Annotated in this window: 9 protein-coding genes; 3 read left to right on the plus strand and 6 right to left on the minus strand. The window is 70.2% G+C overall.

Annotated features, from left to right (window positions below; genetic code table 11):
* Positions 1–7: 7 nt before the first annotated feature.
* From RS82_RS12035 to RS82_RS12045, 3 genes are all read right to left on the minus strand, one after another.
* On the minus strand, positions 8–910 hold the full coding sequence (locus RS82_RS12035; protein WP_045299748.1) for an alpha/beta hydrolase fold domain-containing protein: 903 nt from the start codon (positions 908–910) through the stop codon (positions 8–10).
* A gap of 197 nt (positions 911–1,107) precedes the next feature.
* Positions 1,108–2,274: an L-rhamnose isomerase gene (rhaI, locus tag RS82_RS12040; RefSeq protein WP_045299750.1), complete on the minus strand. Its 1,167-nt coding sequence runs from the start codon at positions 2,272–2,274 to the stop codon at positions 1,108–1,110.
* Positions 2,271–2,666, minus strand: a complete 396-nt coding sequence (locus RS82_RS12045) for an L-rhamnose mutarotase (protein WP_045299752.1) — start codon at positions 2,664–2,666, stop codon at positions 2,271–2,273. The genes rhaI and RS82_RS12045 overlap by 4 nt, the downstream gene beginning before the upstream one ends.
* Before the next feature lie 179 nt (positions 2,667–2,845).
* On the opposite strand from RS82_RS12045, the gene RS82_RS12050 reads away from it, so the two are divergent.
* On the plus strand, positions 2,846–3,628 hold the full coding sequence (locus RS82_RS12050) for a nucleotidyltransferase domain-containing protein (protein ID WP_045299754.1): 783 nt from the start codon (positions 2,846–2,848) through the stop codon (positions 3,626–3,628).
* Positions 3,629–3,640: 12 nt separating this feature from the next.
* Here the strand turns inward: RS82_RS12050 and RS82_RS12055 are convergent, their stop codons facing one another.
* The 3 genes from RS82_RS12055 to RS82_RS12065 all read right to left on the minus strand — a co-directional run bounded on the left by RS82_RS12055 (position 3,641) and on the right by RS82_RS12065 (position 6,906).
* Complete coding sequence (locus tag RS82_RS12055) at positions 3,641–4,558, minus strand: carbohydrate ABC transporter permease (protein ID WP_396653142.1); 918 nt, start codon at positions 4,556–4,558, stop codon at positions 3,641–3,643.
* Positions 4,555–5,487, minus strand: coding sequence for a carbohydrate ABC transporter permease (locus tag RS82_RS12060; protein ID WP_045299755.1), 933 nt, complete (start codon positions 5,485–5,487; stop codon positions 4,555–4,557). Before RS82_RS12060 ends, RS82_RS12055 begins: the two co-directional genes overlap by 4 nt.
* Before the next feature lie 96 nt (positions 5,488–5,583).
* Positions 5,584–6,906 (minus strand): ABC transporter substrate-binding protein, encoded by a 1,323-nt coding sequence (locus RS82_RS12065; RefSeq protein ID WP_052676818.1) that lies wholly within the window; start codon positions 6,904–6,906, stop codon positions 5,584–5,586.
* A 265-nt stretch (positions 6,907–7,171) separates the two neighbouring features.
* Between RS82_RS12065 and RS82_RS12070 the strand changes: the two genes are divergently transcribed.
* The gene (locus RS82_RS12070; RefSeq protein WP_045300046.1) at positions 7,172–9,859 is read left to right on the plus strand and encodes an alpha-L-rhamnosidase; all 2,688 of its coding nucleotides are present in this window, start codon (positions 7,172–7,174) and stop codon (positions 9,857–9,859) included.
* A gap of 59 nt (positions 9,860–9,918) precedes the next feature.
* The gene (locus RS82_RS12075) at positions 9,919–12,744 is read left to right on the plus strand and encodes a family 78 glycoside hydrolase catalytic domain (protein ID WP_045299758.1); all 2,826 of its coding nucleotides are present in this window, start codon (positions 9,919–9,921) and stop codon (positions 12,742–12,744) included.
* The last annotated feature ends 120 nt before the right edge of the window (positions 12,745–12,864 follow it).

A 12,864-nucleotide genomic window follows, 5' to 3' on the forward strand; every position in this document is an offset into this window, starting at 1 on the left:
CGGCAGGTCAGGCCACCGGCGTGTCGTGGCGAGTCGCGGGGAGAGTGCGGGAGGTGGGCGGGGCGGGAGCGGGCGTGTGGAGCGGGAGGGCGGCGAGGCGGGCGGCAAGACGCGCGATGGTGACGGATGCCGCGGGCTCGTGCGGACGGTTCAGATGGCCGTGGTCGGTGCCCGGCTCGGTCACGACCTCCACCGGGCGCCCGGCGGCGCGCAGCGACGCGGCGAACGCCTCACCCGAGACCCGGAGCTCGTCGACGTCGCCGTTGACCATGAAGGTGGGTGGGAACTGCACCAGGTCGACGGGTCGGGCGAGTCCGGGGATCGCGCCGAGGGGCGCACGGTCGACCGGGCCGCCGAGATAGTTCTCGTACATCCCGAGCACCGCAGCGGGGCCGAAGCGATCGGCCTCGGGCTGGGCGTCGAGCGCGGCACGCAGCGCGGCACCCGGTGCGGGCTGCACGGCGAGCAGCGTCGGGTAGGCGAGCAGCACGAGCGCGGGAAGCGGCGCGCGTCGCTCGATCAGTCGCAGCGCGGCGCCTGCGGCGAGGTTGCCGCCGGCGCTCGTGCCGCCGATCGCGAGGCGGCCCCGGTCGACCCGGAGGCGGTCGGCGCGCTGGACGGTCCACGACCACGCCGCGAGCATGTCGTCGGATGCCGCGGGGTAGTGGTGGCCGCTGCGCGCGCGACCCGCGGCATCCCACTGCTCCTGAGCCGGTGCGAGGCGGTAGTCGACCGACACGACCGTCGTGCCCCGCGCCGACAGCTGCCGCGCGACCCAGTCGGACTCGGGCATGTCGAGGTCGCCGCCGGCGAACCCGCCGCCGTGCGCCCAGACGAGACCGGTGCCGTTCGGCTCTCGCGCGGGGTAGACGCGCACCAGTCCGTCGCCGGCGGAGTAGGGCTCGCTCATGTCGGTCCTTCACATCGTTGTTCCGCAGTCACTTTCTGCGGCTTCCGATCGTGCGGCTTCGCAGTTTCTGACTGCGGAGCTGCCGATCTGGTGGTGCACCGGGGGCGCGGGGATCGGCATCCCACGCCCCCGGTGGGTCTGGTCCGCGTCAGCGGCCGGGGGGCCGGGGCGAAGCCCCAGTGGGCGCAGTCGGCGGGTTACGCGCCCCAGCCGGCCTGCGTGCCGCCGACGCGGTCGGCCGCGATCTGCTGCTGGTAACCGGATGCCGCGTACGCCGCCATCGGGTCGGCCGCGAGTCCGCGCGACTCGCGCCACTCGGCGAGCGCCGGCCGGACGTCGGTGTAGAACGCGTCCATGAAGACGGCGTTCGCGGCGAGCACGTCGTTCGCCTGCTGCGCGGCGGCGAGGGCGTCGCGGTCGACGAGGAGCGCCCGGGCGGTCATCTCCTGGACGTTGAGCACCGAGCGGATCTGCCCGGGGATCTTGTCCTCGACGTTGTGGCACTGGTCGAGCATGAACGCCACGTCGGGGTTGTTGAGGCCCCCGCCGCGCACCACCTCGAAGATGATGCGGAACAGCTGGAACGGGTCGGCCGCGCCCACGATGAGGTCGTCGTCGGCGTAGAAGCGCGAGTTGAAGTCGAACGAGCCGAGCTTTCCGAGGCGCAGCAGCTGCATCACGATGAACTCGATGTTGGTGCCGGGCGCGTGGTGGCCGGTGTCGAGGCAGACCATCGCCTTGTCGCCGAGGCTCGCGACCTGGGCGTAGGAGGTGCCCCAGTCCGGAACGTCGGTGTGGTAGAACGCCGGCTCGAAGAACTTGTACTCGAGCACGAGGCGCTGCTCGTCCGACAGCCGGTCGTAGATCTTCTGCAGCGAGTCCTGCAGGCGGTCCTGGCGGGCACGGATGTCGGCCTGCCCCGGGTAGTTCGAGCCCTCGGCGAGCCAGATCTTGAGGTCGCGCGAGCCGGTGGCATCCATGATGTCGATGCACTCGAGGTGGTGGTCGATCGCCTTGTTGCGGATGCGGTCGTCGTGGTGCGTGAGCGCCCCGAACTTGTAGTCCTCGTCCTGGAAGGTGTTGGAGTTGATGGTGCCGAGGCTCACGCCGAGGTCTTCGGCATGACGGCGAAGGTCGGAGTAGTCGTCGACCTTGTCCCACGGGATGTGCAGGGCCACGCTCGGCGCGAGCTTCGTGTAGGCGTTGACCTGCGCGGCATCCGCGATCTTCTCGTACGGGTCGCGCGGGGTGCCGGGAGTCGTGAACACGCGGAAGCGCGTGCCGGAGTTGCCGAACGCCCAGCTGGGCAGCTCGATGCCCTGGCCTTCGAGCGCGGACTGGATGTCGGGTGACAGCGTCGTCATGATGCGGTGCCTTCTTCGGTGGTGTCGGTCGCCGTGCCCCGGGCGGCGGCGAGTTGGTCGTGCAGGTTGAAGATCTCGGTCAGCGGGGTGGCCGCCTGGTCGGGCCGACCCTCGAGGCCGACGAAGAAGCGGCCCATCTCGGCCTCCCAGCGCGCGGCGACGTCGGAGCCCGCGAGGTAGGCCTGTGCGGCCTCGTCGTCGTCGGTCTCGTAGTAGCCGATCAGGCGTCCGCCCTCGCCGAGGAAGAGCGAATAGTTGCGGCGACCCGAGGCGGCGATCTCGGCGAGCATCTCTGGCCACACCGGGGTGTGGCGGGCGATGTACTCGTCCAGCAGTTCGGGTCGCACCGTCAGTTGGAAGCAGACGCGCTTCGTCGCGGTCGCGCTCGTCATGGGTGGCTCGCTCCTCGGATGGGCGGGGGTTGCGGCGGAGAGCCGCCGTCGATGAATCGTTTCAACGATAGACGCTCCGGGTGCTGTCCGCAAGCGGGAGAGCGTTTTCCTCGGAATCGTACGCGCTGCGCACCGCGGTGTCGATAGCGTGGGAGCGGATTCGAGGCGAGGGAGCACGAGTGGAGCATCAGGAGCGGGCACTGACCGCGTACGTGGACTCCGTGCGCGAACAGCCCGGGGTGCTGGGCGTGGTGCTGGTGGGATCGGTCGCGCAGGGCCGGGAGCGCGAGGGCTCCGACGTCGATGTGTACCTCGTCGTCGACGACGACCGCTTCGCCGCCGAGACGGCGCAGGGTCGCTACGCCTGGATCGAGCGTCAGGATCTGGACTACCCCGGCTCGTATATCGACATCAAGCTCGTGAGCCCGTCGTATCTCGCCACCGCCGTCGACGAGGCCGACGACCCGACGCGGGCATCCTTCCTCGGCGCCCGGCTGGCCTGGACCGTGCTCCCGGGGCTCGACGAGACGATCGCCCGCATCGTCGAGCTTCCGGACGAGGTGTGGGACGCACGCGTTCGCTCGTTCGTCGCGCAGGCCCACCTGTACGGCGGCTACTTCCTGCGCCAGGCGGTCGAGCGCGGCGACGGATTCCTCCGCCGCCACGCCGGACTCCACCTGGCGCTGGCTGCCGCGCGCGCGGCACTCGCGGCGGACCGGGTGATGCTTCCCGGCCCAAAGTACGTCTCGAGGCTGGTGCGATCCGTTCCCACGCCTGCGGGGTTCGTCGAGGTGTGGAGTCGGGTCGTGGACGACCCGGACGCCGAGTCCGGCGCCGAGCTCATCCGCATCCTCGACGATTGGGTCGGCGGTGGCCTCACCCCGGACGAGGCGCTGTCGACGTTCATCCGCGACAACGAACTCGCCTGGCTCCGGGGCACCGTGCCCGCGGAGTTCTGGTGAAGCCACCGTCCATCACCCCTTGATCGCTCCGCTGGTCATGCCCGCGACGATCTGCCGGTTGAAGAAGATGTACATGATGAGCGGCGGGATGGTCGTCAGCAGGATGTACATGAACAGCAGGTTGAACTGGCTGACGGTCTGGCTCTGGAAGTTGTACAGGCCGAGCTGGACCGTGGGGTAGTCGTTGCCGGGCAGGAAGTACAGCGGGTTCTGGAAGTCGCCGTAGACGAACACCGCCTGCACCACGATGACGGTGACGATCACGGGCTTCAGCAGGGGGAGCACGACGCCGAAGAACAGTCGCATGGGTCCTGCGCCGTCGATGATGGCGGCCTCGTCGAGCTCCTTGGGGATGGTGGCGACGAACGCGCGGAACAGCAGGACGCAGAACGCGAGTCCGAAGGTCGCTTCGATCAGGACCATGCCGGGGATCGTCTTGAACAGCCCGACACCCTGGAGCACCCAGATGGTGGGGACGACGGCCGGCGGCACGATGAGCGCAGCGAGCACGAAGAAGTTGATCACCGGGTTCAGCCGCGAGCGTTTGCGTTGCAGCACGTAGCCCACCATCGCGGCGAACACGACCATGATCGCGCAACTGAACACCGTGATGACGGTGGTCCAGAGGAACGCCCACAGCACCTGGTAGTCGTTCTTCTGCACGGTCTCGAGGAAGTTCGGCCAGAACTGCCACTCGGTGGGCAAGCTGAACTGGATCAGCCCCGCCTCCTGCGAGCTCTTCGAGGCCTGCAGGAACACGAAGATGAAGGGCACGAGGAAGACCACGATCGACACGATGATCGCGATGATCCCGACGAGGTACTTCCGCATCCAGCGACGCACCGTCATCGGGCGTCGATCGCCCTTCGGGGCGCGGCCGCCGCGGAGCTTGCGCGCGTCGGCGGTGGTGAGGGTCTCGGTGACGGTCACAGCTCCGCCTCCCTTCTGTTCAGCAACCACGACACCGGCACCATGATCGCGGTGACCACGAGGAAGAGGATGACGTTGCCGGCGGTGGACAGGCCGAAGAAGCCGGCCTGGTACTGCTTGTAGATGACGGACGCGATCACGTCGCTGGAGAACCCGGGGCCGCCCTTGGTCATCGCCCAGATCATGGCGAACTCTCGGAGACCGCCGATGAGCGACAGGATGATGACGGTCGCGGTGGCGGGGCGGACCAGCGGCAGGGTGATGTTGCGGAACACCGACCACGCGCCGGCGCCGTCCATGCGGGCAGCCTCGAAGTACTCGTGCGGGATGGCGACGATGCCGGCCATGAAGATCAGCGTCGCGATCCCGACGCCCTTCCAGATGTCCACCCCGGCGACGGTCAGCAGCGCCAGGTTCGGGTCGGTGTACCAGCCGGGTTCGGGCAGGTTGAAGAAGCCGAGCACGTTGTTCACGACGCCGTGGAACGGGTCGAGCAGTGCCTTGAAGGTGAGGCCGACGCCGATCGTCGAGACCAGCACCGGGAAGAAGACGACGGCGCGCAGGTAGCCGCGGCCCAGGGTCGGGCCCGTCAGCAGCAGGGCGAGCGCCAGGCCGAGGACGACCTTCGCTGCCGAGGTGACGAAGCCGTAGATGAAGGTGTTGATGAAGCCCTGCACCAGCTGGGGCTCCTGGAAGAACTGCACGAAGTTGTCGAAGCCGATGAACTGGACGTCGAAGAGCGTCCAGCGCGTCAGCGAGAAGTAGAACGAGGCGAACGTGGGCACCGCGAAGAACACGATGAACAGCACGGCCGCCGGGATGTAGAACCAGCTGGGGTAGGGGCTGCGGATGCCCTTGCGCTTCGGATCTGTCTTGCCCGGCCGGGTGGCCGGCGGGGCCGCTCCGGTCGGCGCTACTGCGGTCGTCATTGATCACTCCTTTGTGAAGGTCCGGTGTGAAGAGGGGCCGGCGGCGTGCCGCCGCCGGCCCCTGTGCTACCTGATCTCAGTGGATCCCGGGTCGGGTCACCAGCCCTCGAGCCCGAGCTGCTGCGCCTGCTTCTTCACGTCCTCGTCGTACTGCGCCGCGCCGTCCTCGGCACCGGTGATGCCGGATCCGACGGCGACCGTGATGTTCTCGAGGTTCGGTCCCTTGATGGGCGACAGGAACTCGAGCGCCGAGCCGGTCTTGCCGGAGTCGAAGTAGGCCTGGATGTCGTTCACCAGGTCAGGCACGTCGCTGGGCAGGGTGCACGCGCTGGTGACGTACGGCCCTGCGATCGAGCCGCCTTCGTTCTGCACCTGGCAGCCCTCGTCGGAGTTGGCGAACGCGACGAACTTCTTGGCGGCGTCGAGCTTGTCGCCCTCGGTCGTCTTGGCGATGTAGATCGCGTTCGGCTGCCACATGGTGATCGAGGTGTCGGCCGCGTCGGCCGCCGGCAGGGCGAACACGCCGATGTCGTTGACGTTCTCGGGGTAGTCCTGCTGCACCGCCGAGATCGTCGCCGAGAGCATCGGGTACTGCGCGCCGGCGCCGGTCGCCAGCGCGCCCATCGCCTGGGCGTTGGTCATCGAGGCGAAGTCCTCGTTCAGCAGGCCCTTGTCGAACACCTCCTGGCCGTGCGTGAAACCAGCCAGCGCCGGCTCCTCGACGTACTTCGCCTTCGGGTCGTTGGCGGTGTACTCCTCGGCCCAGTCGGGGTTGACCGCCGACACGTTCGCGAAATCTCCGAGCACGAACAGCTGGCTGGTCCAGGTGTCACCGAACGACTGCAGGATCGGGGCGACGCCGCCGCCCTCGGCCTTGATCTTCTCGCTGTTGGCGATGAACTCGTCCCATGTCGTGGGCACCTCGAGGCCGAGCTGCTCGTAGACCTTCTTGTTGTAGAGCACCGCGCCGGCGAACGACGTGCCCCAGGGGGCGCCGTACAGGCCGTTGTCGGTCGAGACGACGGCCTTGAAGTCGTCGGTGAGCCCGTCGACCCAGTCCTGGTCGCTGAGGTTCACGAGCGTCTGGTCGGGGTTCAGTGCCTGCAGCAGCGAGCCCGAGTTGTAGTGGAAGACGTCGTTCATCGAGTCCGTCGACAGCTTCGTCTTCATGAGGTTGTCGCCCTCGGTCCCGCCGGGCTGCGTCTCGAGCTTGACGGTGATGTCGGGGTTGGCCTTCTCGAAGGCCGCGATGAGCGCCTTCGCCTGGTTGGTGTTGGCGTCGTCGCTCTGGGTGAGATAGCTGATCTCCACCTTGCCGTCGTTGGAACCGCCGCCGCCGCTGCACGCGGCCAGCGGCACGGCGAGTGCCACGATGCCTGCACTCGCGAGGAGCACTCTCCGGGTGGAAGAGCTCTTCATCTTTACCTCCTTGTAAAGCCGAGCGGATGGTCCGCCCACGCTGCCGGATTCCCTGGTGCTGCGTTGAGAGAGTCGCTGCCCGGGTGGCATTGAAACCATTCAACCCTCGTAAGGTACGTCCGTTCGCGGGCGGGGTCAACAGTGGGATCCGAACTGATCCGTCACGATCGTGTAACGGTCTACACTTCGATTGACAAGAACCATGAATCGTTTCACGATTGTCGAGCGGGTCGGCGACGCGGCCGACCCCCGAAAGGACACAGCCATGACGGCTCTTCCCTCTCCCACCGCAGTCGACACCGCCGTTCGGGTCGTGGGGCTGCGCTGCCAGCACGGCCGCGGACTGCTCGGCGTCCCGCGTACCGGGCTGCGTCTGAGCTGGCGCGCCGAGAGCGACGATCCCGATGCCCGCCTCGTCGGCTACCAGCTGGCCGAGGGGGCCGAAGGCGCCGAGCCCACTCCAGCGGAGCCGGTCGCCGACTCCCGAACGGTCGGCATCGTGGTCCCGGTCGAGCTCGCCCCCCGCGAGCGGCGCGCCTTCGCGGTGCGGGTCGCGACGTCGACCGGGTGGAGCGACTGGAGCGAGCCGCTCGTCGTCGAAGCCGGCGTCGACGGCCCCGGGCTCGAGGCATCCGTCATCGGCGCCGACACTGCTGCCGACGGGCCGGTCCCGCTCCTGCGCACCGAGTTCTCGCTCGATCGCGTGCCCCGCGCGGCCCGGCTGCGCCTGACCGCCCTCGGGCTCGTCGACGCATGGATCAACGGCGTCCGCGCGACCGACGCCCTGCTGACCCCGGGCTGGACGTCGTACCAGGAGCGCATCGTCATCGACACCCTCGATGTCACGGCGCTCCTCCGCGAGGGCGCGAACGTCATCGTCCTCGCCGTCGCCGACGGGTGGTACCGCGGCAGCTTCGGCTTCGCCCGGCGACAGGCGATCTACGGCGACCGCACCGGCGCGCTCGCGCAGATCGAGGCCGACGGCGAGGTCGTGGCGAAGACCGATGCCTCGTGGCGGACCGGGTTCGGACCGCTCCGCAGCGCCAGCATCTACGACGGCACGGTGACCGATCTGCGTCTGGACGACCCCGCGGTGCATGAGCTCGGATTCGCCGGGGAGGACTGGGTCGCGGCATCCGTCGTCGACATCGACGCCGCGCGCTTCGAGCCGCGCTCCGCGCCGCCGGTGCGGGTCGTGGCCGAGCTGCCGATGACGCCGACCTCGCACGCCGGGCGCACGCGGCTGGACGGCGGCCAGAACCTCTCGGGCTGGGTGCGCCTTGTCGTGCGCGGCCGCGCGGGCGATGTCGTCACGGTGCGCCACGCCGAGGTGCTCGAACCGTCGGGCGACCTGCATGTCAAGGCGCTGCGGTCGGCCAAGGCCACCGACGTCTACACGCTCGACCGCGACGGCGAGCACACGCTCGAGCCCGCCTTCACGTTCCACGGCTTCCGCTACGCCGATGTCGAGGGCGCCGAGGTCGTCTCGGCGACGGCGGTCGCGATCTCGAGCGACCTCGCGCCGCGCAGCACGTTCTCGTCGTCGCACGAGGCGCTCGACCGGTTCCACTCGAACGTCTTCTGGTCCCAGCGCGACAACTTCGTGTCGGTGCCGACCGACTGCCCGCAGCGCGACGAGCGCCTCGGCTGGACCGGCGACGCCCAGGCGTTCGCCGCGACGGCGAACACCCTGATGGACACCGAGTCGTTCTGGATGTCGTGGCTGCGCGATCTCGAGATCGACCAGACCGACTCCGGCGGTGTGCCGGCGGTCGTGCCCGACATCATCCGGCCGCAGGACATGCTGATGGGCGGTGTGCCGACCGAGAACATGGGCCGGGCCGGATGGGCGGATGCCGCCACCATCGTGCCGCTCTCCGTCTACGAGTCGTACGGCTCCACGGAGGTGCTCGATCGTCAGCGCAGCAGCATGCGGCGCTGGGTGGAGCACCTGCGTCGCCGCGCCGGCGACGGCGTGGTGCTGCCGGGCGGCGACTTCCAGTTCGGCGACTGGCTCGACCCCGACGCCCCCGGCGAGCGGCCGTGGGAGGCGAAGGTCTCGAGCGACTTCGTCTCGAACGCGTTCTACTCGTGGTCGGCACGGCTGCTCGCCCGCGCCGAGCGCATCCTCGGTGACGCCGGCAGCGCCGCCGACTACGAGGCCCTCGCCGACCGCGTCGGTGCCGCGACCTTCGAGCGCTGGGGTGAGGAGGCGATCCTCACCCAGAGCGGCGCGGCGATCGCCCTCGAGTTCGCCCTGGCTCCTGCCGAGCGACGCGCGGAGATCGCCGATGCCCTCGCCGCGAACGTGCGCCGCGAGAACGGCCGCATCGCGACGGGCTTCCTCGGCACGCCCCTCGTGCTGTTCGCGCTGTCGCGGTCGGGCCACCTCGACGAGGCATACCTCATGCTGCTCCGCCGGGACGCGCCGTCGTGGCTGTACCAGGTGGACCGCGGCGCGACGACGGTGTGGGAGCGCTGGGATGCCATCCTTCCCGACGGCAGCATCCACTCCGGTGCGATGGACGCCCTGCCCACCGAGGACGCCTCCGAGGACGAGACCGGCATGCTCTCGTTCAACCACTACGCGTACGGCGCGATGATCGACTGGGTCTACCGCACCGTGGCGGGCCTCGCCCCGGATGCCGACGACCCCGGGTACCGCACCGTGCACGTGGCTCCGCGCCCGGCCGTGGGGCTCGAGCACGCCTCGGCGTCGATCCAGACCCCGCAGGGGCGCCTCGCGATCGACTGGCGCGTCGACGGCGACGTCTTCGAGGCCACCCTCGAGGTGCCGTTCGGATCGCGCGCGGTGCTCGACCTGCCGGTGACGGCCGGTTCCGCCGTGACCCTCGACGGTGCTCCCGCCCCCACCGAGCTCGGCCACGGCACGCACCGCATCGCGGTCACCGCGCCCGCCGTCGCGACCCCCGGCGCGGTCGTCCCGGCCTGATCGCGCCATCCGTCACCAGACCACCGAAGCCCCCACACACCAGACCCGCAAGGAGTGCCATGAGCGGCCCCGTTCCCCACATCGTCATCGACGCGCCGTACCGCAGCGACGTCGTCGCCTCGCCGACCCCCGAGATCGGCTGGCGCACGGAGACCGACACCCCCGGCTGGCTGCAGTCGGGCGCCGAGGTCGAGGTCACGCGTGCCGGCGAGGTGTCGTCGCACCGCGTCGACGGCCGTGCCTCCACGCGGATCGCGTGGCCGTTCCCGCCGCTCGCCGCGCGCGAGGAGGTCTCGCTGCGCGTGCGGGTCACCGGCGTCGACGGCGCCGCGGGCGACTGGAGCGAGCCCCGGCGCATCGTCGCCGGGTTCCTGGCGGAGGGGGAGTGGCAGGCCGTGACGATCGGCCTCGCCGAGCCCGCCGAGAACGCGCAGCCCGCGTACCTGCGCACCGAGTTCGACGTGACGGGTCCGGTCGCGCGCGCCACGCTCTACGCGACGGCGCTCGGCGTGTACCAGGTGGCGATCGACGGCGTCGACGTCGACGACCAGGTGATGAAGCCGGGCTGGACGCCGTACGCGCACCGCACCATCCACGAGACCACCGACGTGACGCGTCTGCTCGCGGAGGGCCGCAACGCCATCGGCGTGCGCCTGGCCGGCGCGTGGGCGACGGAGAGCTTCGGTTTCCGTGAGAACGCGCGTCCCCTCTACGCCGACCAGCCCCGCTTCGCGGGTCAGCTGCTCATCGAGTACGCCGACGGGTCGCGACGATGGATCGTCACGGATGCCTCGTGGCAGGCGTCCAGCGGACCGATCACGGCCAGCGGGCTGTACGCGGGCGAGGACTACGACGCCCGTCTCGCCCTCGTCGACCGAGAAGGTCGTGGCTTCGCTCAAGCGGGCTACGCCGCCGGCGGTTGGGCGCCCGTCGCCGAGCTCGAGGCTCTGCGCACGCCCGAGGCCCGGGTGTCGCCGTTCGTGCGTCGTATCGAAGACCTGGCGGTCCGCGAGGTCATCACCACCCCGAGCGGCAAGACGGTCCTCGACTTCGGCCAGAACCTGGTCGGCCGCCTCCGGATCCGGGTGTCGGGTCCTGCGGGCGCCGTGATCACGCTGCGGCACGCGGAAGTGCTCGAGCACGGCGAGCTCGGCACGCGGCCGCTGCGCGCCGCCGCCGCGACCGACCACTACACGCTCGCGGGCGGCGGTGCAGAGGAATGGGAGCCGGAGTTCACCTTCCACGGCTTCCGCTACGCCGAGGTCGACGGATGGCCGGGCGAGTTCGACCCCTCCGCCGTCACCGCGGTCGTCATCCACAGCGACATGGAGCGCACGGGCTGGTTCGAGGCATCCCATCCCCTCGTCAACCAGCTGCACGAGAACATCCTCTGGGGCCTGCGCGGCAACTTCCTGTACCTCCCGACCGACTGCCCGCAGCGCGACGAGCGCCTGGGGTGGACGGGTGACATCCAGGTGTTCGCGCCGACGGCCTCGTTCCTCTATGACGTGCGCGGCTTCCTCGACTCGTGGCTGCGGGACCTCGCGCTCGAGCAGGTCGACGGCGTGGTGCCGTTCGTCGTGCCGAACGCGCTCGGGGTCGCCCGTCCCGCCGCAGCGTGGGGCGATGCCGCCACGATCGTGCCGTGGGTGCTCCACGAGCGCTACGCCGACGTCGCCACCGTCGAGCGCCAGTACCCGAGCATGAAGGGCTGGGCGGACGTGCTCATCCGTCTGGCCGGCCCCCGCCGGCTGTGGGAGGGGATGTTCCAGTTCGGCGACTGGCTCGACCCGGACGCGCCGCCGCACCTGCCCGCGAATGCGAAGACGGATGCCGACATCGTGGCGTCGGCGTACCTCTTCCGGTCGGCCGACGCCGTGGCCCGCGCCGCCGCGCTCCTCGGAAAGGACGACGAGGCCCGGGAGTACGCGCAGATCGCGGAGGAGGTGCGCGCCGCGTTCCTGGCGGAGTACGTGACGCCCGCCGGGCGCATGATGTCGGACGCGCAGACCGCGTACGCGATGGCGATCGTCTTCGACATCGTCCCCGCCGACCAGCAGGAGGTGCTCGGCGCACGGCTGGCCGAGCTCACGCGACTGTCGGGCTACCGCATCAGCACCGGCTTCGTCGGCACGCCCATCATCCAGGACGCCCTCACCCGCACCGGCAACCTCGAGACCGCGCGGCGCCTGCTTGTGCAGACCGAGAACCCGTCGTGGCTCTACCCGGTGACGATGGGCGCGACCACCATCTGGGAGCGGTGGGACTCGATGCTCCCCGACGGATCGATCAACCCGGGCGAGATGACGTCGTTCAACCACTACGCGCTCGGCGCCGTCGGCGACTGGCTGCATCGCGTCGTCGCGGGCCTCGCGCCCGATGCGCCGGGATACGAGCGGATCCGCATCCAGCCGCGCCCGCTCGCCGAATTCGACCACGCGTGGGCCGAGCACCTGACGCCGTACGGCACCGCGCGTGCAGGGTGGTCGCGCCAGGACGGCGTCGTCCGCGTCGAGGCGACCGTGCCGCCGAACACGACCGCCGTCGTCGTGCTGCCCGACGGGCGTGAGCTCGAGGTCGGCTCGGGAGCCCACGAGTGGGAGGTCGCCGACACCGCGCCGGCGGCCGCCGCCTCGCGGATCGGTCTGGACTCGACCCTCGCCGCCGTCATCGACGACCTCGAGGCCTACGAGGCCATCGGCCAGGTGCTCGAGGCGTCGAGCCCCGAGGCCGCGCACGGCTTCCGCACCCACACGAAGTGGTCGGATGCCCGCGAACTCGGGGAGGCGCTGTTCATGCACGCCGGCCCGGAGACGCAGCAGGAGATCGCCGCGCGCCTGGCCGAACTCTCGGCAGAGCGCGAGGGGGCGACTGCGGATGCCTGAGCGGCCGCGCCTGCTGGGGCCTCGCCCCAGACCCCCGGGCGTCGGCGCGCACCCGGGGGAGCGGGCGACCGCTTCCCCGGCAGTGCCCTACACTCACGGACAGCGGAAGGAACTCCTGGG

Origin of the sequence: Microbacterium trichothecenolyticum (genome assembly GCF_000956465.1) — a bacterium.
Classification (GTDB): Bacteria; Actinomycetota; Actinomycetes; order Actinomycetales; family Microbacteriaceae; genus Microbacterium; species Microbacterium trichothecenolyticum.

Coding starts and splice junctions, on each gene's coding strand:
- RS82_RS12035 (WP_045299748.1), bottom strand. CDS start 910: ATGAGCGAGCCCTACTCCGCCGGCGACGGACTGGTGCGCGTCTACCCC.
- rhaI (WP_045299750.1), bottom strand. CDS start 2,274: ATGACGACGCTGTCACCCGACATCCAGTCCGCGCTCGAAGGCCAGGGC.
- RS82_RS12045 (WP_045299752.1), bottom strand. CDS start 2,666: ATGACGAGCGCGACCGCGACGAAGCGCGTCTGCTTCCAACTGACGGTG.
- RS82_RS12060 (WP_045299755.1), bottom strand. CDS start 5,487: ATGACGACCGCAGTAGCGCCGACCGGAGCGGCCCCGCCGGCCACCCGG.
- RS82_RS12065 (WP_052676818.1), bottom strand. CDS start 6,906: ATGAAGAGCTCTTCCACCCGGAGAGTGCTCCTCGCGAGTGCAGGCATC.
- RS82_RS12070 (WP_045300046.1), top strand. CDS start 7,172: ATGACGGCTCTTCCCTCTCCCACCGCAGTCGACACCGCCGTTCGGGTC.
- RS82_RS12075 (WP_045299758.1), top strand. CDS start 9,919: ATGAGCGGCCCCGTTCCCCACATCGTCATCGACGCGCCGTACCGCAGC.